The sequence below is a fragment of the Cupriavidus sp. OTU4054 genome, from assembly GCF_038440175.1.
Classification (GTDB): Bacteria; Pseudomonadota; Gammaproteobacteria; order Burkholderiales; family Burkholderiaceae; genus Cupriavidus; species Cupriavidus pauculus_D.
The window spans coordinates 105,679-128,258 of sequence record NZ_JASATF010000020.1 but is presented as its reverse complement, the minus strand read 5'-3'; the positions used below and the strand labels follow the sequence as shown (position 1 = coordinate 128,258).

Below are 22,580 nucleotides of genomic sequence, written 5' to 3'. Positions count from 1 at the left end.
GGCGCGTCGTTACTTGGCCGCGCTGTTGGCGAGCACGAGGCGCGGCGCCTCGAGATTCTCCTCGGGCAGGTTGTTCTTCTTGAGCATCGCGGTCTGCACGCCGGATTTCTGCAGCACCACCAGCGCGGCCATCATCGCCTCGCGGAAATCGGTCTTGTTCTTCGGCACGGCGATGCCCACCGAGTACGGAATCGTCACGGCGATCGCCTTCTCGAGCTTGTCCGGATACGCCTTGACCGCGCCATCCACCGTGTTCACGTCGTTGATATACGTGTCCGCACGGCCTGCGAGAATCGCCTGGATGCAGCTCTGGTTGTTGTCGTACAGCTGCACCTGCGGCTCGGGCTTGCCCTGCGCCTTGCATTGCGCGGCCAGCGCCTGGATCAGCGGCACCTCGACGTAACCGGTGTTCTCGGCCGCCACCGTGCCGCACAACGATGCGTTGATACCCGTGATCTTCTTCGGATTGCCCTTGGCCACGAGCACGCCGTCGAACACCTTCGAGTACGTGATGAAGTCCGCCGCCTTCGCGCGCTCTTCGGTCGCGTAGATATCGGAGATGACGAAGTCCGCCTGGCCCGCCTGCAGCGTGGTCAGCAGCGCCGCGAACGTCACCGGCTTGTACGTGACCTTGAAGCCGAGGCAGGCGCCGAGCGTTTCGCCGAGGTCGATATCGAAGCCGATATAGCGGCTCGGGTCTTTCGGATCGATCGTTTCGTAGCCGGGCGTATGCGGATTGATGGCGTTGACCAGCGTCTTGCCCTTGAACTGCGGGTACCTGGCCTGCAGCGCTGCGCATTCGGCCGCGGGCGGCGTGAATGCCTCGGCATGGACCGGCGCGCTGGACAGGGTCAGCATGCCGCCGGTACCGATCGCGCACGCAAGCATGAGGGTGCGACGGATGCCGCGGTGGATGCCGCAACGGAAGGCGGCGAACAGGCTCTTCATGGCTCAGGACTCCCTTGTTGCGGCCCCGGCGAACACCGTTGTCCGCCCCGGCTACCGCTTTCCGGAGTCTAAAAAACCCGTCGCCAGGAGACTTGTCTGGAGGCGCACGAGTTCTTGTCCGCACCGCCCGCCATTACCCGATCCATTTCTGACAGTTTTGTAATGTTCGATTATGACAAAGCTGTAATGTTAATACCCTTCGCTACATTGCCAAAATGTAATGAAAAAACCTCCCGCAGGCGTACGCGTTTCATTTATAAAGGAGAAACGTGCCGTGGACTGGTGTCACATCGCACGACTCAGCCCGCAGGCCGGCCCGCGGGCATTTTTTTTGCCAATTTATTCCGTAACGGCGTGAACGGATAATATCCATTTAATCGCGGAATAATCCCCTCATTTGGTGAAAACCCTGCCACGGCTTTATCTTGCTCTTCGCTGGTATATCACATACTGTGTAGCCGTTCCCCACGCATTTTGTTAATGCTGCACCCGCGAGAAGGCAACAGCCACCCAATGGAGTGGCCAGGACACCGTTTTGCCTGCAATGCGAGAGGGATCGGCAATTCCTATGCACCCACATAAAAGGCGTTTGCCGCGATTTACTTCGCGTGCGAATTCCCGATTGATTTCGATTGGTTTTCGATCGTCTTCCGATTGATGCCGATTAATCAACGGTTATCGCCATCAATATAGGAGACATCGAGACATGAATAACGCATCGGCAACGCTCTCCCCCAACCAGCCAACGGACAACAAGCGGTGGCTCCAGCTGATCGCGGGCGTGGTCTGCATGGTGGCCACGGCCAACATTCAGTACGCCTGGACGCTGTTCGTCCCGGAAATCGAGGAAACCTACGGCTGGCCTCGCGCGCAGATCCAGGTCGCCTTCACGCTGTTCGTACTCGTGCAGACGTGGCTGGCACCGATCGAGGGCTACTTTATCGACAAGTTCGGGCCACGGCTGATGGTCGCGTTCGGCGCCATCATGATCGGCACGGCATGGGTCATCAACGCGCAGGCCACCACGCTCATGGGCTTCTATGTCGGCGCGGCCGTCGGCGGTATCGGCGTGGGCTCGATCTACGCCACCTGTATCAACAACGCGCTCAAATGGTTCCCGGACCGGCGCGGTCTCGCGGTCGGCCTCACGGCGGGCGGCTACGGCGCAGGCTCCGCGGCGACGATCCTGCCCATCGCGTCGATGATCGAATCGGCCGGCTACCAGGAAACCTTCCTGTTCTTCGGGCTGCTGCAGGGCTCCATCGCGTTCGTCGCGGCCTGGTTCCTGCGTGCACCGAAGGCTACCGAGGTCCGCGCATCGAGCAAGCTGGCACAGGCCACGCGCGACTACACGCTCAAGGAGGCCATGAGCACCAAGCTGTTCTGGCTGATGCTCGTCATGTTCGTGCTCGTGGTCACGGGCGGCATGATGGCCGTGGCGCAGCTCGGCGTCATCGCGAAGGACCTCGGCGTCAAGGAGTTCCAGGTCGACCTGCACTTCTTCGTGATGGCCGCGCTGCCGCTCGCGCTGATGCTGGACCGCATCATGAACGGTATCTCGCGTCCGCTGTTCGGCTGGATCTCGGACAACATCGGCCGAGAGAAAACGATGGTCATCGCGTTCACGCTCGAAGGCTTCGGCATCATCGCGCTTGGCTACTGGGGCAGCAATCCGTACGCGTTCCTGATCCTGTCCGGCGTCGTGTTCCTGGCGTGGGGCGAGGTGTACTCGCTGTTCTCCGCGCTGGCCGGCGATGCATTCGGCACCAAGCACATCGGCAAGATCTACGGCGTGCTCTACACGGCGAAGGGCATCGGCGCACTGTTCGTGCCGATCGGCAACCTGATGATGGAAGCCACGGGCACGTGGTCGACGGTGCTCTACACCGTCGCCGCGATGGACCTGACCGCGGCCTTCCTCGCCTTCACGGTACTGAGACCGGTGCTGGCCAGCCACGTGGCATCGTCGAAACGGCTGTTCGCCTCGGAGGCGGCCACCACATCGGCGGGGGCACGCGTGGGCGCCTGATACTGCAGGCGGCAATCCAGACAAAAAGCGGGCTTCGCGAAAAGCCCGCTTTTTTTATGTCCGGCACGCTTTACGGCCAATGCGTCCCACACGCGACAACGAACCGCCTCGGCAGACACTACAGTGAAACATCGTGCGGGCGGGACGCCGGTACGGAACTCCGGCGCGCCCCCGCGCGTCGACACTTCCAGACCGCCTTTGCCGCACACCGTCGATTGCCAGTCATCAAGGAGCCAGCATGCCCGCCACCCTCGCAGCCGATCTCATCACCGCCGTCCTCGCCAATGCCGGTGTACAGCGCATCTATGGCGTCGTCGGCGACAGCCTCAACGGCATTACGGAATCGCTGCGCAAACGCGAGGACATCGACTGGATCCACACGCGCCATGAAGAAGCGGCCGCATTTGCCGCGGGCGCCGAGGCGCATCTGACCGGCGACCTCGCCGTGTGCGCGGGCAGTTGCGGGCCGGGCAACCTGCATCTGATCAACGGCCTGTTCGATTGCCATCGATCGCGGGTGCCGGTGCTGGCGATCGCCGCGCATATCCCGAGTGCCGAGATCGGCCGCAACTATTTTCAGGAGACGCATCCGGAGAACCTGTTCCGCGAATGCAGTCACTACTGCGAGCTCGTCACGAGCGTCGATCAGTTGCCCGGTGTGCTGGAGACGGCCATCCGCACGGCCGTCGGCAAGCGTGGCGTCGCGGTCGTCGTGATTCCCGGCGACGTGGCGCTGCGGCAGGTGTCCGCAGGCATGTCCGCGCCGGCCGCACTGATCCCGAAAGAGCCGGTGGTCGTACCCGACCAGGCGTCGCTGACCACGCTGGCGCAGATGCTCGCGGACAGCGGCAAGGTCACGATGCTGTGCGGGCGAGGCTGCGCGGGCAGCCACGATCAGGTCGTGCGTCTTGCCGAAACGCTGAAGGCGCCCATCGTGCATGCGCTGGGGGGCAAGGAATATATCGAGTACGACAATCCGTACGATGTCGGCATGACCGGGTTGATCGGCTTCAGCTCGGGCTATCACGCGATGGAGAACTGCGACACGCTGCTGATGCTCGGGACCGATTTCCCGTATCGGCAGTTCTATCCGTCGCATGCGAGGGTCATCCAGATCGATGTCCGCGCGGAGAATCTGGGCCGGCGCACGCGACTCGATCTCGGCCTCGTCGGCGATGTCGGCGCCACGCTCGATGCGCTGCAACCGTTGCTGACCGCGAAGACCGACACCACATACCTCGATGCGTGCGTGCGCCACTATCGCAGCGCGCGCAAGGAGCTCGACGACCTGGCCAGCGGCGACAGCGGCCGCAAGCCGATCCACCCGCAGCATGTCGCGCGGCTACTGAGCGAGAAGGCGTCGGAAGATGCCGTCTTCACGTTCGACGTCGGCACCCCGACGATCTGGGCGGCCCGCTATCTGCGCATGAACGGCAAGCGCCGGCTGATCGGCTCGCTCGCGCACGGCTCGATGGCCAACGCCCTGCCGCAGGCCATCGGCGCGCAATCGGCCTATCCCGGCCGCCAGATCATCAGCATGTCCGGCGACGGCGGCTTTGCGATGATGATGGGCGACTTCCTCACGCTCACGCAGCAGAAGCTGCCCGTGAAGGTCGTGATCTTCAACAACAGCGTGCTGGGTTTCGTCGCATTGGAAATGAAAGCCGCGGGCCTGCTGGAGACCGGCACCGCCCTCGACAATCCAGACTTCGGTGCCATGGCCCGCGCCATCGGCATCTGGGGCCAGCGCGTGGAAGACCCGCGCGACCTCCCGGCCGCCATTGACGCGATGCTGCAACACGACGGCCCCGCCCTGCTCGACGTGGTCACGAACACGCAGGAACTGGCGATGCCGCCCGCACTGAAGGCCGAACAGGTCAAGGGCTTCAGCCTGTGGGCCCTGAAGGCCGTCATGAACGGCCGCGCGGACGAACTGGTGGAATTGGCGAAGACGAATCTGCTGCGGTAGTACCTGCCGGGCCGTTGTCGGAAGACTCGCTCGAAAAATGGCCGCATTCCGATAGCCGCATAGTGCGGCCACGATCATCATCGGGCTTCCGACATTCCAAAGGCGCCCACCGATGGCCACGCGAGAAATCGAAGTCTTTCAGGTCTTCTACGACGGCCCCGTGCCCGCACGCCGCCACGCCAACACCATCGTTCTCGTGCCGGCCCTGGTGGCCGTCACCGACTTGTTCACGGCGGTGATGTCAGCGGTCCACGGCAATACGAAGCGGTTACGCGTGGAGGTCCACAGGGGCGTAAAGCCGGGATACTTCGGCGTCAGGTTTCTGCAAGTGGAAGACGAAACGCGGAAGACGTCGTTTGGCACGCGCGCGAGCAGCGAAGTAGCAACCGTCAGCGTCCTGCTTCTGCTCGCCGCGCCGATGTGCGGACTGATCTGGTTCCTGCGACATCTGCGCGGCCTGCCTCCCAACGAGGTCGCCGCCGCCAGACGACGGCTCGCAAATCGCGCCATCGACAAACCCTTCGAAGGGGTAGACCCCCGCACGCTGGCCATGTGGCGCTGCCCCAAGGTCCGCAAAAGCCTCGCCGCCGCACTCGCCCCATTGCGCAGGGGCGGCTACACAAGCTTCAACCTCATCCGCGACAGAAACGTCTGGCTCCAGATCAACGCCGACGAAGTCGACACGTTCGCCGCAACGAACAGGTCCAGAAAACCAAGATCGACATCCAAGACGAAGCAGGACCCTCCGGCATAAGAAAGGCGCCGGGCATCCAGAAACGACAATGCCCGCTTGCGCGGGCATTTGAAAATCCTGGCGGAGAGAGGGGCATGCATAATCCGCTTCTATCAAGGCTTTCCGGCCAGCTTCTCCCCGCATATAAAATGTACCCCACTAACTACCCCATTGTTCTCAGACAGCGGCCCTAGACCCTCTTGACCGCCGACTTCCGGGAAGATAAAAGCCACCACCAAGGCGGCCGTCGTGGTCGCCACAGGACGGGAGGGTCGAATGATTCGTGTACCTATCGCCAGCGCGATCGGCGTATTGGTCCTCGGCGGATGTGTCACGTGGGGGCAATTCGATGATGGGCTCAACAGCCTCGTCGGCCGACCGCTTGATGATGCTATCAACGTACTGGGCATGCCGGCGGGCGAGCGCACTGTCGCCGGCCGGCGGTATATTGAGTGGGGTAGCACCACGGCTGGCTTCATCGCGGTCACCAGCCCATCGACCACGTATGGCACGATGAACACCGCCGGTAGCCACGGCAACTATTCTGCCTCAACGATCAGCACCTCCTATGTGCCAGTGGACTACAACTGCAAGGTCACGCTGCAGATCGACGCCGCCGAGCGCATCAGGGACGGCCAGTACGAGGGCAACCTCGGGGGATGCGAATCTTACATCCAGGCGCTCAATCGCTTTCGAAAAACCCTCGCCAACTAGAACATGAATCGTCCACCAATCCTTGTCGATCCTCTGTCTGTCGGATCGGTCCTGCTACGTCCAATGTTCAATGACCAGCGGCTGGCCGCAGCTACGGGCTTCATCGTGCAGGGGGTTTCAGGGCAGCTTCTCATAACGAACAGGCATGTCGTCACAGGACGCGACAACCAAACTGGCCAACCACTCGACGAAAAGAACGCAGCCATCCCCAATCGCATCGCGATCAATCATGTCTCAGCGGCCGATCCCGTAGCCTGGACGGAGACGATCGAAGAGCTGTATCAAGGCGAAGACGGCAGCGAGCCAAGATGGATTGAGCACCCGCAGTGGAAGAGTCGAGCCGACGTCGTCGCACTTCCACTGAAGGCCGACGGTGTAAAGAACGTGGCGCCCTATGACATAGGTACGATGAACGCCGACATCCATCTAGGCCCGACTGCAGGAGTTAGCGTAATCGGCTTTCCTTTCGGCAAAACGGCTTCAGACAATCTCGCCATTTGGTCCACCGGTTTTATGGCATCAGAGCACGGAGCGAACTACGAGAATCTCCCTGTGTTTCTGGTGAGCTGCCATACGAGATCGGGACAATCCGGTTCACCCGTGGTCGCGTATCGCGCTGGAAGCTATCTAGACAGCAGAGGTTCGTGGACGATCGGAGAGAGCCGCATTGTCCGATTTCTCGGCGTCTATAGCGGACGCATCCATCGCGACTCTGACATCGGCATGGTCTGGAAGCGGGAGGTCGTTCACGACATCATTACCGCGGCGGGATATCGAAACCCGAGGCCTATCGCCCTAGGCGGATCGCTTACATACAACACGGGCAATTTGCCTCTCATCACGGGCTATTCCGAGTTCATGCCTAAAGCGCCGAAGTGACCTACGAATCTGCTTCATCAGAATCGAATTGAAGCGCGCGCGGCGCGGCGAGATACTGTCCCCACCCTGTCGTCTTCGGCGTCGCGTCACGGTGAAGTGTGCGCGGCGCCCTCTTTTTTCGACTGCCGGCGCCCACTCCGCTTTCAGCTGCACGGGTTCTGCCGGCGACGTTGTTGGCAAAAATGCCGCCCCTCGTATTCCTCGTCAGCACATTCCAGAGCACTTCTTATGCGCCGCGCTACACTTCCACGATGATCAATTCCTCAGGAGGCATCGAAGCGTGGGGCACGAAAACGATAAGCAGGGGAAGCTTGAAACCATTGTGGCACAGCGAATTGGCCTCTATGCGAGTGCTGACTCCTGGGCGCTGGAGGCACTGAAGCATGTCGCCTTGGTTGGTAGTGGCGGCATTGCAGCGACCTTCGCCCTTAGGGCGGCAGCCGAACAAGCAGGTATCGACAAAGCGGCTACCGTAGGCCCAGCATTCGCATTCGCCGCGGGTATTGTTTTGGCCACGTTGGCTATGGCTGCGGGCTACAAGCAGCGGACGATGACAATGGAAATCTATCTCGAAGCTGAAGGACTCCTCCAAGACGATCACGCGGACGCTAGCACATACCTTTCGCTCCATCAGAAAGTTTCCGTGCTAGCTCCACTAGTTGACATACTAGGCTGGTCTGGATTTGCTGCAGACATCCTCGGCGGGCTGCTACTGTTCAAAGCCTTATAGACTTGGCCAATGCCTCCACAATCTTGAGTTGTCCCGCCGCCACTCACCGTGTGCGGCTAGTCCCTGCGGTTTCGCCCGACGGCTTCCATCCACATTGGCGCTCCCCCGCCACGTTGTTAGCTAGGATGCCGTCCGCCGTGCCTTTCGTCAGCACGTCCGCCTTGCTGATATAGACCGGCTTGAAGGTCTGACAGCCGGTATCGATCACGCGCGTATTGGTGATGAGCCGAGGTTCCGGCTCAGTCGCGGGACCAGTCGCTGCGCAGGCGGTCAGCAGATTCGCCAGCAGCGCCGACAGCAATCTCGTTCTCGACATTCGTTCGCTCCTTGACGGCGTTGACCTCCGCTCGCGCGGCCGTTGCATCCGCCTCCGCTTCGGTTCTCTCGATCTGCGCGACCTTGGCGCCGGCCTCTGCGACCTTCTGCCCGGCCTGCGCCTCTGTGGTCTGAGCCTGCTTGTGGCGCGCCCAGCCGACCAGCAGGCCGCCGAGCGCGACGAGGCCGCCAAGCAGCGCGGGCCACGCCTTTGCGAGAATGGCGAGTAGCGCAGTCATGACAGCCGGCCTCCTGCCTTGCGGTATTCATCAATCAGCAGATCAAGCGCGTGCTCACGCTGCCCATACCCGGCACCCGGCAGGCTTGCCCATTCCTTTCGACACTTCTCCACCGCAGCGGCGATCCGGCCGGCTCGAATGTCTTCGAGCGCGCCGCGGCGCCTGATCAGGTAGATGGCCACGACGTCCTGCGACAGCGGGCTGAAGTCCAACACCTTACAGGCACGGCTCGCCCAGTCCCATGTGTCGGTACGGATAACGTTCGGGATGGCGGCCATGATCTGGTAGCGGCCTGCGGCGTCAGACCATCCCCAGCGTGTCTTGACCGCAATACGCGGGTGCTCGTGGTAGCCATCAAACAAGGCCCCGCCCACGTTCACGTTGTAGCCGTCGTCACTGTTGGCACGAGTGGCCGTGTCTTCGCTGTAGCCGATCAGGTCGAGGAACGCGCAGACGTTCTGGCCACCGGCGGCGTCAGGGCTGATTCGCGGCATCGTCGCCCTCCTTCTTCCGGAACAGCCGACGGAAAGCGTCGATGACCGCCGCCTGGCTGATGATCCTGGCCGCAACCGCGAGCGCCGCGCCGACGATCGGTACCCACTGCGCGCCATGCTTCGGGAACAGCGCAAGCAGGCCAGGCGCGAAGTTCGGCCACTGGTCCGCGATCGCAGGCACTGCGGCGAGCACGACGATGCCGATGACGCCGATCTTTGGCGACCACCATTTCTTGATCTCGGCCCATGGGGCCACAAGGAATCGTCTCATCGCGTCCACCGTTTTATTTCAGGACGCTGCCCTGCGGCGTTGTCGAGCAGGTAGTCTCGGATCTTCTCGACGTTCTGCCCGATGGCGTTGAGCTTCTCGGTGGTTTCCTGTCGCTGCTGTCGAAGGTTTTCCTCGATGCGCGCGAAGTGCGCCGCGTGGTCGATGTCCTTCAACTCGAGCGCCTGCACCCGCCCGACGAGGCTGAACCAAACCGCAGCCGTAGCGCCGGCCGCGGCAATGGCGCTGATTGCTGCGCCCACCAGCCATTGCAGGCTGATCGTCGCGTCGAACCATTTGCGCGGCCCTTCCTGTGGTGCTGCCATTTCAGTCCCCCGGTGAAGTCGAACCGCTAACGCAACCGACGCGCGCGGATGAAACAGTTCGCCGTCAGCGTGCCGCCCGAAAAATTGGCGAACGCCACGAGATAGATCGTCGTGGTGGAAGCGAGCGAGTACCGCCGCACTGGTGCGATCTGCGATTGCAGGCTGCCGGCCGCCGCCGTGTAGGTGTTGATGGTGCGGAACGGTACCGCCGCGCCGGTCGCGCTGACATCGTTGATGCCAGTCACAGCCACCGTTGTCGTGGTGCCGCCTGCCGCGACATATTCGACGTTGCCTTCCACGTCGAAGTCGCCGGCAGACAGGTTGACGCTGGTGCAGTTCGCGGACGTACCGGTCGTGAGCGCCACAGTAGCCTGGTTCGACGGGAATTCCCCGACGCTGCCCGCGGCGGCATTGTTGTTCGTCGCAGTGCCGACGATGTTCGGCGTGGTGATCGTGGGCGACGTGCCGAAGACGGCCACACCTGTGCCGGTCTCATCCGACAGGACGCCCGCCAGCTGCGCGGAGGTCGTTGCCGCAAACTGCGACAGGTTGCCGCTGGTAAGCGCGAACGTCGTGCCGCACGAGAACCCCGTGTTGGTCGTCCACTTCAGCGCGCTGTTCGCCGTGCTACAGGAAGGCACCGACACGCCGAACGGGACAGCCGGCGCGCCTGCGGTGTTGCCGACAACCGCATTGCCAGAGATGGCGGCAGCGGCCGCAGTACCCCACACGGGCGCGCCCGAAGGCCCGGTCGAGACGATGGCCTGCCCAGCCGTGGACCCGGCCGGATTGAGAAGCTGGATGGGGGACAAGGTGGCCGCATGCGCGAAGCCTGCGGCGATTAGGATGAGTGCGAGAAATTTGCGCATGGTCAAACCGTAGTGCTGGAGAGATTGGAGGCCGGGAAGCGGATGCCGTCGAGCGAGAACACGACGCTTCCACCGCTGAGCATGATGACGTTGCCGGACGTGTCCACCGAGACCAGACCGACGATGTGGCCTCCGTTGTTCGAGTACACGGCGAACCGTACCGGCTGCGATGGACGGAACCCTGCGGGGAGCGTGCAGATGCCGCCCGAGCCGGCCGTCACCGCGCCGGACATGTAGACGTTCCCGGACAGATCCTTGGCGAATTGGGCTTCCTGACCGCTCACATTGAGCCAGCCGCCGACCAGTGTCGGGGCCTTGATGACCCCCATCGTGCCGCCGCCGCTATCCACCACCTTGGCCGTGATGCTCGAGCCCCAGTCCATGGTGCCGATCTGGATGTCGTTGGAATTGGTGATCACCGCACCGACAGCCCCCGCGTTCGCGTTTAACCCGACACAGTCATCTAGGATGCCGCCTTGGCAGTTGTTGAAACGCACGATACCGGCGTTGGCCACGCCAGTGAAGATGCCAAGATGGCAGCCACGGATCTCAGGTCGCCACATCGTGCCGTTGCCGCCAGCCAGATCGATCATGTACAAGCCGCCGTTCTGGAACGGGACGATCTGCTCGCAGTTGTTGCGCAGGAATTTGACGCTGTTCCCGGAATCGCATTTGAACGCGCCGTTGGTCGTGGTGATGTTGCAGTCTTCGACCGTGAGCAGTGAGGCGGGGCCACCACCGCCGTTCACCAGCGATGCGTAGACGCCAATATTTGGCCCGTACAGGATGCAGCGCTTGACCGTGATCGAGTCACCGGACTCCAGCAACGCAATTCCGCCACCGATGCCGCGGCAGGAATCGATTTCCGCGCCGTACATGCCGCCATTCGGATTGTTGGCCGTGGTGTTTTGGTGGAGGATGCCCCACCCACCTGTGTTCACGCTAGGATAGATCTGTAGGCCATAGAAGCGTGGCTTCGGCAACTGCGACCCGGCGACGGTCGTATCGATGTAGATGCCATTCAGGCCGTAGCGCTGACCGTTATAGGGGTTGCCAACCGCAAAGTTCTCCCACCGCATGCCGTCATACACGCCGGCGTTCGGTGTGGGTTTCAGCAAGATCGTATGGACCGTGGTGCCTGCGACCGGATTCAGCGCGGAAAACATCCCCTCGCCGATGATGCTGACCTGCCGCGAGAAATTCAGGCAATATCCGCCGGGCCGAGCGGAGATAAGATAGCCCCCATCGGGTGCAACCGGTAACCGCATCGTGCCACCGACCGGGCACGCGTCGTAGCAGCGCTGGATCGCGTCGGTATCGTCCGTGATGGTTCGGTCTCCCTTCGCGCCAAACATGAAGGGATTCAGCTCATCCGGATGAATAACGTGCCATCGGCCCGAGCCAACGTTCGGCTGAGTTACTGACCCGCCGTTATCCGGTACCGTGGATGCGGAGCTGAACACCACGGGGCCAAGGGCACCTCGGTCCCCTGCTACTGCATAGCCGAGTACATAGGCGCGTTTGTACCTTGTCGTGTCCAACGACTTCAGGTCCGCGCGTGTGTTCACCACCTTGAACAGCGAATCCCCCCAGGCGAGTTCGTCGTCCCCGACGGAATCCGGCGACGGCGTCATGATCGACAACGTTGTGCCGATGCGCGCCCAGACCGTGTTGATGCCAACGGGAATTGGATCGTCGAACGTGAGTTGAGCGCCGACGACATTCCACGTATCTGGTCCCTGAAAGGCGGTGTCGAAGAACACCTCGAGATTGTCCGGAGTGCCGGGCTGGCGCGAGAGCGTCAGCATGTTGGTGGTGCCTGGCACAAAGTCACCGCCGGCACGGAATTCGTCCACCCGCATATCTCCGGCGCCGATAGATGTGGGGAATGGAACCATGAGATGTCGGCCGTTCGACGTGTTGAAGCCGAGCAACATGCCTTTGCGCTCGCCGGCGATCGGAAGAATCCCGTTCAGGTTCTCGGCGATCGGATAGCGCAGCGCGCTGAGCTTGTCGCGCCGGTTGTCCTGCAGCGCCATCCAGATGCGATCGAGATCACGGTTAAGAGTCTCGGAGCGGAGGTCACCGTTGCGCTGATAGTCCGTTTGCCGCTCGATCGCGACCTCGCGGTAGATCTGCACCAGAGCGCCATTCGCCGGCGGCGCCGAGAAAGTGACCGCTCCACCCGTCGGGCTGCCAACCCCATTCACGGTGAAGCCAGACGTCTGGGCAACACCATCGATGGCAACGACCAGGTCTTCGGTCAGCAAGATGTAGCAGCCGTAGGGAAAGGTCGTCGTTACACCGTTGCCGGTGTAAATGAAGATTGTGGGCTGATCGGGAACGGACATGGGCGGCGGCCTTTGTGTGAGCGCGCCGCTCGGAGTCGGCGCGCTAGTCAGTCTCGAAGGTCACCTCGTGGACCCCCGCGGATTGCCGCCAATCTTTGTCGTTATGGGCTGTCGGTTTCCCGACAAGGTGGTTAATGCGCACAGGCGACTGCAGGATTGCGCCTGAGCCCGAATCAAGGTAGCCGTCCGGCTGCTCCTTGACTGCTGGGTTCCAGTCCTTCATCTCATCCCACATCGGGCCGTTGAGCACATCGACATGCGCCCACAACACGCCGGACTTCATCGGTGGCTCGAGGCCCGCGAGAATGCGCTCGTTCTTGTTGCCCTTCACCGGTTCGCCCTTCACGCCGCACCTGAGCCCTTCCTGCTTCAGCGCACGCAATAGCAGCTGCGGCATGAACTCGCCCAGGCCGTTAGTCTCGACCGTCACGTGGACAATATTGAAGCGCCGGACCAGTTCTGCGATCTGGATCACCTGACCGCCGATGATCCTGGTGTTGCGGGTGTCGTCGAATACGGCCGCCTCACCGGTCAGACCTTGGGCAACATGCCAGTAGTGATTGCCATATCCGTCGTCGAGGATGAGCGAAAACGCCGACGTGTCGCCCCCCACCTTGCCCTTGGCCGGGTCCCAATAGGCGCGGCCACTCATGATCTGCACCGAGCCGAGCATCATGCGCACGGCGCGGTTCGCGGACTCAATGCGCGGGTGCATGTCGTAGGCCTTGATCAATTCCGGATCGAGACGGCTCTCTGTAATGGGCTTGGCTTCAAGCATGTATTGCGAGTCCCAGTAGTTGAGCGTCCGGACCTTCTTGCGGCGGCTGGCAATGTCTTCGCGCGTGAAGCGTTCGGGCCACGCGCAACGCGCGTAGATGTCCACCACCGCGCCGGCCGGATGATTCAGCACCACGCATCGACCATCGAGCGAATAGTCCTGGCCCTCCTTTAGGATGCGGGACGTCTTGTGAATGCCGACGACCACATAGAGCCCATCCGCCGCTGGCTCGAACGGGAATGGCAGGCGCGTGCGCGTGTCCATTCCTTTGTCATAGCGGATGCTGTCCTCGAATAGCGGGATCTTCAGCAGGGTGGCGCCTGCGTCTACCAGTTCGGGGTAGATCGAGTCATGCGTGTGCGGCGTGCCGATGTATGTTTCGCGCCCGCCTGGCACGAGAATGAAAGTGCCCTCCTGAATCTTCGCGCGTAGATTCTCTCGTGCGTCGGCCGTCTTGATGTTCTTCGGCACCTCCACATCGTCGTAGTCGATGTCGCGGGCGCGAGCAGATGTCACGTTCTGGTTGACGCCGACGGCTGTCATGCTGGCGTTCCGGGCATCGTTGGCACCAGTCACCCAGAACATCTGTGCGCCGGGCTTCGTGGGCAGCATGCCTCCGCATAGCGGGTGCCGACGCAGCACGTTGATCGTGTCACGTGTCAGTTTCGCCGCGAGTTTCCCATCCGCCGCCCAGATGAGCGACACCCACGTCCCGTCGTTATAAAGCTGCCACGCCTTGTAGACTGCGTAAAGCGTGGACTTCGCGGCGCCGCGGAACACCATGAGCACACGCACCGGATCGTCGCAGAACTCGAGCCAGTGGCAGATGCGGACATGGAGCGTGGGCACCGTCCAGTTCATGACCTTCGCCCACATCAGGAAGAAGGCCAAAAAGCTGATCCGCTTATTTGCCATGGACTCGCTTGTCGAAGGCTTCCTTGCCGATCGCCCCGCCGAGCTTGTTCAGCAGGAGTTGTGCCTCCTTCTCGGCTGCGCGGACTTCGCTATCAAGGCACTCAGGTTCTTCCGCATCGGGACTCACGCCGTCAGCCGAGCCCCCCGCGCTACGCTGCTGGATCACGCCGATCAGGCTCGTGGTCTTCATGATGACGGTGAGCGTGGCGGCCGCGTTCTTCTTCACCCAGTATCGATCGCCGCGGGTCTGTTGATCCATCTGGCCAGCGGTGATGCCGTGACCAGGCCACGTCTCCGGGTTCGCTTCGTCGAGAAACACGTCCGTCAGCTTCTCGGTGAGCGTCTGCAAACGCTCGTATTGATCCTTTCGCATCACTGATCTCCGAATGCCGCCCCGATGTTTGGCGCACGATCCGGGCCGCCGGTTCCGGGTTTCCACCAGTAGTCTTGGTCCCACTCCTTCCGTGCGCGCTGGCGCATGCGCGACAGATACCCCGGCGACAGGCTCTCCTGCAGAGCATGCATGCCGATATGATCGACGGCCGCCCGGGCGTACCACATGTTCAGGTACGGCGTGTGCCCGCGCGCCAGCCGCAGCGCCTCAGCACCGAAGTGCGTGTCCTTGCCAGCAGTCGCTTCGTCGATGTTTCCCTTCGTGAGTTCATAGAGCTGGGCGAGCGTCCCGGCATTCGGGCCGAGCAGCTCGAATAGACCTTGCTGCGGGCTCATGTCACTGGACGAGTCGCGCAGCAGAACGTCACCAAGGAAGCCGGCGCCGCCGCCCTGCGTGAACGCCTTCAACCAGAATTTCGGTTTGCTCATGTCGATGGGGTCGCGACCGGCGAGCAGCTCCTTCGTTTGCGTCACGATGCCGCCCAACATCGTTCCGGTGAGCAGCAGCATGCCGATGCCGTAGAACGCCTTGTTCGCCATGAGTGGCGCGCCCTCCAGTCCGCCCGGAGTATCGAGCACGCGCCCCCAATGGCGCGAGATCATCGCGATGGGGAACGACTTGAACTGCATCACCGACCGCGCGAGCTCACCATCCACAGTGCCGCGCTGCTTGCCGCCCCATGACGCCAGCGCCTTGGTATTCAGATCGGGGTTCAGCACCGCATACTCCGATTCGTCGGTGATCAGCCCGAGCACTTTGGCCACGACCTCATTGGCACGCGGGTTCCCCGCGGCCCGAATCGATTCGGGCGTCAGGAACTCCTTGCCGTTGTAGCTGGTCAGCTGCGCCTCGCGGATAATGTCCCAGTCGGCTTCCGTGATGCCCTTGCTGGTCATGCGCCAGCGGTCGTACTCGCCCAACCCTTTCCAGTCGGTCTTCGACAGCTTGGCCATGCCGCCCATCATGGTCATCGAGAAGGCGCGCCGCAGCGTGTCGGTCCAGAAGTTCAGGAACGAAAGCTTCATCGTGCTGTTCGCCAATCTGCCCGACCACGTGCCGCCGAGGTTATCGCCGCTCCACCGCGACAAGTCCGATGCCATCGACTCGGCGATGATGCCGTGCGCCGACAGGAAGTCGCGAGTGTCAGCGTCAAGCTGACGCGGGATGTTGCGCAGCGCCTCCCAGTAGTTGAGGTTGTTGAACCCGGTGGTGACGAAGTAAGACGGAATGTCCGTCAGGCTGGTCACCAACGCCCCGCCGAGCTTGCCGAAGACCTGCACATTGCGCGCATGCTGGGCGATCTGCGCGAGATTACCGTGCTGCGGAGACGAAGCGACGCCCGACAGGACGTTCCAAAGGCCCTGCGGCCCTACCTTGATCCAGCTGCGCTCGCCATCCTCTCGTACCGCGAGATCGTTCTGCAGCCGAAACTGCTGATTCGGGTTGGGCCCGTATCGCTCGACCAGGCCGACGTCGCGGGAGAGCCGACCGACATGGCCGACCATCGCGTCATACATCGTGCCGGCGCCGTACTTGCCCATGTACTCGAGATAGGCCTCACCATCCCGATAGTGAATCTGACGCGCCTCGCTGCCGGCGTTCGCGCGCGCGCTGCTTCCGGCGGCCGGTCGTTTCCCTGGTTCTGTCTTGTTCAGGCCGTCCGTCGAGATCGTCGTCCACGCCTCCCGGAGGAATGCGAGCACCTGCACGTCCGTCATATGGGTGCCATCCTCTTGCAGGTACTGGCCCCTGTCGAGAAGCGGCAGCGTTTCCTGTGCCCATTTGTCCCGCGCGTTGGTGCTCCCGTCGCCTCGAACCTTGATGCTGTCATGCGGCTGGGGCAAGTAGCCATAGTCGAGCTGCCGGACATCGCCGCCCGCGGCATTGAAGCGCTGCCGCATCTGCTCAATTGTGTCGAGCCATGCCTTGGCGCCCTTCTGCGCGAGCGCATTGCCTGTCTGGCCTTTGGCGCCGGAGATCACCTCAACCGCAAGGTCTCGCGTCATACCCGGATTCTCGGCGTCGAAAAGGAACATGAGCCCGCGTCGCGCAACGCTCGCCCCCTCTCGGCTCTCCGCCGCGTCGAGCAGATCCATCAGCGCCGACAGGTTCTCGCGCTTCACGCCCTCGATGTATTGCGACGTCAGGTCCATCTCGCGCATGAAGGCCTTGGTGCGGCTGTCGCTGAAGTGTGCCATCAGGTCCGCGATGCGGTTCTCCATGCCGGCCGTCTTAACCACCTGCAGGCTGGCGCGCGTCACCTTCAGTTGCGCCTCGGCCTCGATGTCCGTCATTGCCCGCTGAGCTGCCGCGAGCACGCGTGCATCCCGGGGCATAGATTTCCAGTTCGGCTCGGTCCTCGCCATGCGCCGCATAGTGGCGGAGATACGATCCTCGATCTTGCGAATCTCGGATTTGGTCAGGGTTCGGCCGGCGGCCTGTTCGACGGCGGCCACGCATTTCGGGTTCATTGGCATCGTGTGGACCTCACAGATTCATCAGCGAACATTCGGCGGCGACTCGCAGCAGCGGCGCGTCAGCAGCATCCCGCGCGGCTTCCGCCCGCACGGCTTCCAGCGCATCGGCTAGCCGCACCGGCGCATCCATCCCTTCCAGTTGCACCATCATGTCGGGCGACAGCCTAGCGATCTCGTCCGCCTGCGCCTCGATCGATGCGGCAGCGGACCGTGCACCCGTCGCAGCTTCCGTAGGTTTTGTCGCGGCGAGTGGTGATTGCGTCTCAGCATTGCCGCCGGGCGTTTCATTCAGCGGCGGGATGCCGTCGCCGGCGCGCTCGGACGGCGCCTTGGCAGGCGTCTCGCGCGCTACCTGTTTGGCAGCCAACGCCGTTTGCTTGACCGGGCTCGGCGGCGCATCCAGTGCGGCACGCTGCTGGCGCACCCCGGAGATTTGCTGGTCAATCTGGTCGAGCGCCTGTCGTGATTGCTCGGCGCTTCGGTTCGTCTCGATTTGTCGCTCGAGCGCGTCGAGGCGGCCTTGATGCTCGGCGAGCGCGGCGTTGATCTCCTTGCGCGCCGCGGCCTGTGCCTGCTTGTAGCTGACCCTCCCGGCCTCATCACCTTGGATTTCCTTCGCTCGAGCACGGACCGCTTCCTCGCTGTTGTCCGGCACGGAACGGCGCAACTGGTCGAATTCCGTCCTGAGTTGGCGGATGGCGCCGGGCTCGGCCGCCTGGCCAGCGTCGGGCAGCAGGTCGGCGCGCGCGGACTCCAGCCTGCCGATCATGTCGTCCAGCATGCGGGTGCTCTGTAATGTGTCCCACTGGATCGTGTCGCTGACATCGACGCGAGTTCCGGAGCCGAGCTGATCGGATGCGCGGACGATAGCAGTGAGATGGTCCTGCGCGGCCGCGATGTCGGTCGGGTCTTTCAGGTTCCACGAATCGACGGTGTCGCGGATCAGTTGCGTGCGTGCGGCGGCGACAGCGTCAGGATCGCCGGCAGCGGCGCGGCCTGCCGTCTCCCCGCCGTGCTCAGCTATGAAACGGTCGGTGCGCTCAAGGTAGGCGCGCGTCTCGGCGGAAGGCGGCGCCTTGCCGGCGCGAACCGCCTCGGCCACACGGCCGCCGCCGTTGTAGTGCGCCATGGCCGCTCGCCAATCCCCGTCGTACTGCTTGCCGAGGTCGGCGAAGAAGTCGGCCGCCGCGTCGATGCTGGCCACCGGATCGCGCACGTCGCGACCCTTGCCGTACTGGCCCCATGTGGGGTCCATGAACTGCATGATCCCCTTAGCACCGACTGGCGACGTGGCGGCGCTGCTTTTCGACCGCTCGCCAGCATTCTTTGCCGCAAGCAGCACCTCTGGCGGTACGCCGGCACGCTGTGCCGCCGTGACTGCGTAGGCGTCCAGTCGGGGATCGTCATAGCGCAGCGCCTGGCGCTCGCTGGCGCCCATTTCCACCAGCGCGCGTGAGGCGATCGGGTCAGCGCCGGGCGTAGCCGGCGGGGCATTGCGCTGGCCGCGCGTGTGTAGCGCGCCGAATGCGGCGGGCGCAAGCACTGAGACTGCCAGCCCAACCGGGTCGAACGGGTCGTACTGGTCCGAGATCTTCGTGTAGTCGGCGTTCTTCAGGATCTCGCGCGACGCCGCCTGCTGGGCGATATAGCTGGCCGGGCCGCCGGCCACGACGAGCGCGGTGGTGCGGCCGATCGTCGAGCCTGCCACCGGAAGCGCCGCGCCGATCGTGGACGCAGCACCTACTACCGCGCCCACCTTTGTCCTCGTCTCGATGTCCACGCCCTGCTCTTTCAACCGCTCGGCCTCAGACAGTGCTTCATCGGCGCCGAACAGGACTGCGCCGGGGACGGGGCCGGCGGCCAGCCCATAACCGACCGCCTTGGTGATGGCGCGGGCGCCGCCAAACAGGACGTTCTCGACTGCGCCGGACGTGGCCGGGTCGGGCAGCAGCGACCGAGACGATGCCCGGATGCCGGTGCCCACCGGGTTGCTGAAGGCCTCGCCGGTATCGAGCTGCTTACGCGCCTTGTCTGCGTCGCGGCGGCGCTGCTCCATTTCTTCCGGGGACAGCAGCAGCGTGGGATCGGCCTGCGAACCGTAGGCACCGGCCGCACCGAATGCGCCGACCACATCGGCCACGAACCCGCCTGCGTCGGTGCCGCCCACAGCGATGCCACGTGGCACTGCCGTGATCGTCGGCCAGAGTGAGAATCCCGACTGAGGCCGCGGCGGCGCTACCGGGCGCTGCTGCCGATCGTCCAGAGTCTGATCGATCGAGTCCTGGTACATGCTATCGAGCATACATACGCTCCTGCTGCTGGTGCAGTTGCTCGGCGTACGCATCGGCCTGTGCAGCGGTGCTGAAGCGTCCGAGGTGCTCGCCGGTCTTCTTGAAATGCGCGATCGCCTGTTCGTTGGTCACAACCTTGTTGCCGACGACTGTGGGCAGCAGATACGTGCCGTCGTCAAAGGTCACGGACACTGAGCGGACGGTGCTCACCGAGCCATCCTTATTCTTCACACGGGGTCGGGCCGTCAGGTCAAGGTTGCCTCGTTGCGTCAGCCCATCGGGGCTGGACACGGCCGTGAATTTGTCTGGCATGCCCTGCGCGCCGTTCGGCGGCGCCGCGGTCGGTCGCGACGGGTTCAGGTCGATGGTGATGCGCTGGCCGGCGCTGTTGGTGATGGAGCCCTGTCCCGCGCGGATGTTGTACCGCCCCTGCCCGGCGTGCACCAGAGACGCGTTGGGCAGTTGCTGGATGAACTGGTCGATCGGAATTTCGGTCTTGCCACTGAAGACTCTGCCATCCGGCGCCTGCTGCGCGAGGTCGGCCGGCGTAATGCCAGCCATGCGTTGCGTGAAGGTGTCGTCGCTCATTCCATATGGGCGCGGGATCTTCGTTCCGTCGCGCTGCTCACGCACGCCACCAGTCGCCAGATTCACCGCCTGGTCGATGTCCGGCGACTTGCCTTCGGCCACGAGCCCAGCGAGGATCAAGTAGGCCGAATCCTTCCACGCCCGCGTCGTGTCCTGATTGAGCGACAGGCCGTTGATTCGCTTCGCAAGTTCAGCCTTCCAACCCGTCTCCTTGGCGCTGTCCACCTTCGCCGTGCCATCCTTCAGCGCAGCTTGCCCGCGCAGCACGAGTTCGGCGGTATAGCGTCCTGTGCTGGTCTGCGCGTTGGCGTACGCCATGGCGTTGGTGATGGCAGAGTTCTCGGTGCCCATCTGCTTGGCTAACGCCGCCACACGGTCAGCATCTTTGATCGCCGAGCCGAAGGCGCCAAGCGCAGTTGCCGCCTGATCCGGCGGAAGCGATTGAATCACCTTGCCGACCGTACGCGCCTCATCCGGCTGCAGTGGGCTCTCCTTCTTGCCGGTCCATTGCTCGACCTGCCCGATCTGTTGCATGCGGTTGACGATGATTTGCTGGGCATCTTGCACGTTGCCGATGTTGACGGTCGGAGCGCGGGTGATGACCCCGCTCTCCTGCGCCGCCTGCCACGCGTTGTCCTTGACCGCACTGTCAATATTTGCGTCGATGCGCGCGAGGTGGTCGAGTTGCTTCTGCCGTGCAGGGCTGGTTCCCTGCCCCTGCGTCACCGCGGCAGCGTTCTCCTGCTCGAGCAACGCTTTGCGCTGGACGGACGGCATGGTGGCGAAGCGAGCGGACTCGCCCTGGTTCTGCACGAGCTGCTGGGCCTGCGCGGCATAGGGGGTGCCTGCGGTGGTGTCGGCCAGCCCGTTGATCGTATCCATGTCGAGGTACTTACCGCGCAGCACGATGTCGGTGGCGGCGTTGACCGCGTCCTTCGCCTTTTCCTCGCGCGCCTCGGCCTCGCGCTTGGCCTTCTCCTGTGCCCGTACGCCCGCCGCCTCGATGCCGTTCTCGAAGCCGTACGCCTTGGTGATGAGCGCTGTCCGCTTTGCCGGGTCGATCGGCTCGCCGTCCGCGCCTTCGATCTTCGCGCGGGCAGCACGCACGAGTTCGATGTTGCCGGTTTGCGCGGCGCCTTCCAGCGTGGCGTTCGCGAAGTTGTAGGTGGCCGACTCGGTGAACGCCTGCTTCTTCTGAGCGATCTGCTCCGGGGTCCACCCAGCCTGCGGGCCGAGCGCGTCCACCGCGCCGTGATAGTTGGCAATTGCGCCAGGCAGATCGCGCTGGGCATTGCGCTGGAACTGCTCGCCGAGGCCCTCGATGCTGGCGCCGATCTCGCTCTGCTGGCGCTTCACGACGACCCCCTGCAGATTTCGCTCGAGTGAGCCGGTCGTGCGCACGAGGTTGGGCTCGATCACCTTGCGAGTGTCGGCGTCCATCCCATCGAATCGCTGGCTCTGCAACTCGCCCACGCGGGTACGCAGCGCGCTGATCGCGTCAGACGCCTTGATCTGTCCGCTATCGACCTGCCGCGTGATCTCGTCGTGCGCGTCCCGGGCGTCGTTATCGAACTGCGCCAGGGACAGCGCGGCGTCAGCACGGCGCTGCGCCTCGGTATTCGCCTGCATCTGAACCCCGAGGTCCTGAACCGCGGCGCCAAGCCGAGCAGCCCCCTGCGCGATGGCGCCGCCGGTGTCCGGCACGTTGATGCTCGGCGAGGGGCGTGCTACCGCGTTTCCAAAGTTGCCGAGATTGATCTTCACGAGATTGCCCCCGTCGAGCCGGCGGTGGGTGTCTTCTTCGTCCACCCTGCCTTGTACGCGGAGGCGGCGCCGGACAGCAGTGACCCCGTACCGCTGAGAATGCCGCCCGTCAGCGCTGCGTTACCACTGGCATCCATCAACCCAGCCTGCGCGTTGCTGGCCGCCGCCGCTCGGTTCCCACTGAGAATAGTCTGATATGCATCCTGCTCGGACGTCTTGTAGATCTCCTGGCTGATCCGGACAGGGGTCCCTGTGCCTACCGACACCCCGGACGCCGCAAGCGTGGCGGTGGCTTCGGCCTGCTGCTGGCGCGCAGCTTTGCGGATCTTCTCGGCCTGGGCGACGGCAGCATCCTGATCCTGTGCGGCCTGGCGGCGATCGAGTTCGGCCCGCGCCTCGGCCTGCTCCTTTTGCTGGATGCCGCCGTAAATTGACGCGCCAGCGGCAAGCGCGGAGCCGGCAGCGAGCGCGATTGTGGCTGCAGTGGTGGCTGAAATCCCTCCGGACAT

At 63.3% G+C, this 22,580-nt stretch carries 19 protein-coding genes; 6 read left to right on the top strand and 13 right to left on the bottom strand.

All coding sequences use genetic code 11. From position 1 onward, the window contains the following. Positions 1-9: 9 nt before the first annotated feature. A complete protein-coding gene (locus tag AAHB16_RS22385; protein ID WP_342052014.1) occupies positions 10-948 on the bottom strand; it encodes an ABC transporter substrate-binding protein in 939 nt (312 codons plus the stop codon). A 706-nt stretch (positions 949-1,654) separates the two neighbouring features. On the opposite strand from AAHB16_RS22385, the gene oxlT reads away from it, so the two are divergent. The 6 genes from oxlT to AAHB16_RS22355 all read left to right on the top strand — a co-directional run bounded on the left by oxlT (position 1,655) and on the right by AAHB16_RS22355 (position 8,002). Continuing rightward, complete coding sequence (oxlT, locus tag AAHB16_RS22380; protein ID WP_342052013.1) at positions 1,655-2,977, top strand: oxalate/formate MFS antiporter; 1,323 nt, start codon at positions 1,655-1,657, stop codon at positions 2,975-2,977. 238 nt (positions 2,978-3,215) lie between these two features. Beyond that, positions 3,216-4,946, top strand: a complete 1,731-nt coding sequence (poxB, locus tag AAHB16_RS22375) for a ubiquinone-dependent pyruvate dehydrogenase (protein ID WP_150371186.1) — start codon at positions 3,216-3,218, stop codon at positions 4,944-4,946. Positions 4,947-5,058: 112 nt separating this feature from the next. Then, the gene (locus AAHB16_RS22370; RefSeq protein WP_150371185.1) at positions 5,059-5,700 is read left to right on the top strand and encodes a hypothetical protein; all 642 of its coding nucleotides are present in this window, start codon (positions 5,059-5,061) and stop codon (positions 5,698-5,700) included. A 255-nt stretch (positions 5,701-5,955) separates the two neighbouring features. Beyond that, a complete protein-coding gene (locus AAHB16_RS22365) occupies positions 5,956-6,393 on the top strand; it encodes a hypothetical protein (protein ID WP_342052012.1) in 438 nt (145 codons plus the stop codon). Positions 6,394-6,456: 63 nt separating this feature from the next. Then, entirely contained in the window at positions 6,457-7,272 is an 816-nt protein-coding gene (locus tag AAHB16_RS22360) for a trypsin-like peptidase domain-containing protein (RefSeq protein ID WP_342052011.1), read from the top strand. A 280-nt stretch (positions 7,273-7,552) separates the two neighbouring features. Continuing rightward, on the top strand, positions 7,553-8,002 hold the full coding sequence (locus AAHB16_RS22355) for a hypothetical protein (protein WP_342052010.1): 450 nt from the start codon (positions 7,553-7,555) through the stop codon (positions 8,000-8,002). 239 nt (positions 8,003-8,241) lie between these two features. Here the strand turns inward: AAHB16_RS22355 and AAHB16_RS22350 are convergent, their stop codons facing one another. The 12 genes from AAHB16_RS22350 to AAHB16_RS22295 are packed head-to-tail and all read right to left on the bottom strand — an operon-like array spanning position 8,242 to position 22,580. Continuing rightward, entirely contained in the window at positions 8,242-8,556 is a 315-nt protein-coding gene (locus tag AAHB16_RS22350) for a hypothetical protein (protein ID WP_342052009.1), read from the bottom strand. After that, a complete protein-coding gene (locus tag AAHB16_RS22345; protein WP_342052008.1) occupies positions 8,553-9,050 on the bottom strand; it encodes a glycoside hydrolase family 24 protein in 498 nt (165 codons plus the stop codon). Before AAHB16_RS22345 ends, AAHB16_RS22350 begins: the two co-directional genes overlap by 4 nt. Further along, positions 9,031-9,321: a DUF7940 domain-containing protein gene (locus tag AAHB16_RS22340; RefSeq protein ID WP_342052007.1), complete on the bottom strand. Its 291-nt coding sequence runs from the start codon at positions 9,319-9,321 to the stop codon at positions 9,031-9,033. Before AAHB16_RS22340 ends, AAHB16_RS22345 begins: the two co-directional genes overlap by 20 nt. Next, a complete protein-coding gene (locus tag AAHB16_RS22335) occupies positions 9,318-9,644 on the bottom strand; it encodes a hypothetical protein (RefSeq protein ID WP_342052006.1) in 327 nt (108 codons plus the stop codon). Before AAHB16_RS22335 ends, AAHB16_RS22340 begins: the two co-directional genes overlap by 4 nt. A 26-nt stretch (positions 9,645-9,670) precedes the next feature. Next, positions 9,671-10,513 (bottom strand): hypothetical protein, encoded by an 843-nt coding sequence (locus tag AAHB16_RS22330; protein WP_342052005.1) that lies wholly within the window; start codon positions 10,511-10,513, stop codon positions 9,671-9,673. 2 nt (positions 10,514-10,515) lie between these two features. Then, complete coding sequence (locus AAHB16_RS22325; protein ID WP_342052004.1) at positions 10,516-12,864, bottom strand: hypothetical protein; 2,349 nt, start codon at positions 12,862-12,864, stop codon at positions 10,516-10,518. 43 nt (positions 12,865-12,907) lie between these two features. Next, positions 12,908-14,557 carry a phage terminase large subunit gene (gene terL / locus AAHB16_RS22320; RefSeq protein ID WP_342052003.1) on the bottom strand — a complete coding sequence of 550 codons (1,650 nt, stop codon included), beginning with the start codon at positions 14,555-14,557 and terminating at the stop codon, positions 12,908-12,910. Beyond that, a complete protein-coding gene (locus tag AAHB16_RS22315) occupies positions 14,547-14,930 on the bottom strand; it encodes a hypothetical protein (protein WP_342052002.1) in 384 nt (127 codons plus the stop codon). Before AAHB16_RS22315 ends, terL begins: the two co-directional genes overlap by 11 nt. After that, on the bottom strand, positions 14,930-17,428 hold the full coding sequence (locus AAHB16_RS22310; protein WP_342052001.1) for a hypothetical protein: 2,499 nt from the start codon (positions 17,426-17,428) through the stop codon (positions 14,930-14,932). Before AAHB16_RS22310 ends, AAHB16_RS22315 begins: the two co-directional genes overlap by 1 nt. Before the next feature lie 10 nt (positions 17,429-17,438). Beyond that, positions 17,439-19,730, bottom strand: a complete 2,292-nt coding sequence (locus AAHB16_RS22305; protein ID WP_342052000.1) for a lytic transglycosylase domain-containing protein — start codon at positions 19,728-19,730, stop codon at positions 17,439-17,441. After that, positions 19,720-22,116, bottom strand: coding sequence for a hypothetical protein (locus AAHB16_RS22300; RefSeq protein ID WP_342051999.1), 2,397 nt, complete (start codon positions 22,114-22,116; stop codon positions 19,720-19,722). The genes AAHB16_RS22305 and AAHB16_RS22300 overlap by 11 nt, the downstream gene beginning before the upstream one ends. Then, positions 22,068-22,580 (bottom strand): hypothetical protein, encoded by a 513-nt coding sequence (locus AAHB16_RS22295; RefSeq protein WP_342051998.1) that lies wholly within the window; start codon positions 22,578-22,580, stop codon positions 22,068-22,070. The genes AAHB16_RS22300 and AAHB16_RS22295 overlap by 49 nt, the downstream gene beginning before the upstream one ends.

What these genes read in the sequence shown, in the direction of transcription:
- AAHB16_RS22350 (WP_342052009.1), bottom strand. Translation starts at nt 8,556, where the DNA reads ATGACTGCGCTACTCGCCATTCTCGCAAAGGCGTGGCCCGCGCTGCTT.
- terL (WP_342052003.1), bottom strand. Translation starts at nt 14,557, where the DNA reads ATGGCAAATAAGCGGATCAGCTTTTTGGCCTTCTTCCTGATGTGGGCG.
- AAHB16_RS22295 (WP_342051998.1), bottom strand. Translation starts at nt 22,580, where the DNA reads ATGTCCGGAGGGATTTCAGCCACCACTGCAGCCACAATCGCGCTCGCT.
- AAHB16_RS22325 (WP_342052004.1), bottom strand. Translation starts at nt 12,864, where the DNA reads ATGTCCGTTCCCGATCAGCCCACAATCTTCATTTACACCGGCAACGGT.
- AAHB16_RS22365 (WP_342052012.1), top strand. Translation starts at nt 5,956, where the DNA reads ATGATTCGTGTACCTATCGCCAGCGCGATCGGCGTATTGGTCCTCGGC.
- AAHB16_RS22345 (WP_342052008.1), bottom strand. Translation starts at nt 9,050, where the DNA reads ATGCCGCGAATCAGCCCTGACGCCGCCGGTGGCCAGAACGTCTGCGCG.
- AAHB16_RS22340 (WP_342052007.1), bottom strand. Translation starts at nt 9,321, where the DNA reads ATGAGACGATTCCTTGTGGCCCCATGGGCCGAGATCAAGAAATGGTGG.
- AAHB16_RS22310 (WP_342052001.1), bottom strand. Translation starts at nt 17,428, where the DNA reads ATGCCAATGAACCCGAAATGCGTGGCCGCCGTCGAACAGGCCGCCGGC.
- AAHB16_RS22305 (WP_342052000.1), bottom strand. Translation starts at nt 19,730, where the DNA reads ATGCTCGATAGCATGTACCAGGACTCGATCGATCAGACTCTGGACGAT.
- AAHB16_RS22315 (WP_342052002.1), bottom strand. Translation starts at nt 14,930, where the DNA reads ATGCGAAAGGATCAATACGAGCGTTTGCAGACGCTCACCGAGAAGCTG.
- AAHB16_RS22385 (WP_342052014.1), bottom strand. Translation starts at nt 948, where the DNA reads ATGAAGAGCCTGTTCGCCGCCTTCCGTTGCGGCATCCACCGCGGCATC.
- AAHB16_RS22360 (WP_342052011.1), top strand. Translation starts at nt 6,457, where the DNA reads ATGTTCAATGACCAGCGGCTGGCCGCAGCTACGGGCTTCATCGTGCAG.
- AAHB16_RS22330 (WP_342052005.1), bottom strand. Translation starts at nt 10,513, where the DNA reads ATGCGCAAATTTCTCGCACTCATCCTAATCGCCGCAGGCTTCGCGCAT.
- poxB (WP_150371186.1), top strand. Translation starts at nt 3,216, where the DNA reads ATGCCCGCCACCCTCGCAGCCGATCTCATCACCGCCGTCCTCGCCAAT.
- AAHB16_RS22370 (WP_150371185.1), top strand. Translation starts at nt 5,059, where the DNA reads ATGGCCACGCGAGAAATCGAAGTCTTTCAGGTCTTCTACGACGGCCCC.
- AAHB16_RS22335 (WP_342052006.1), bottom strand. Translation starts at nt 9,644, where the DNA reads ATGGCAGCACCACAGGAAGGGCCGCGCAAATGGTTCGACGCGACGATC.
- oxlT (WP_342052013.1), top strand. Translation starts at nt 1,655, where the DNA reads ATGAATAACGCATCGGCAACGCTCTCCCCCAACCAGCCAACGGACAAC.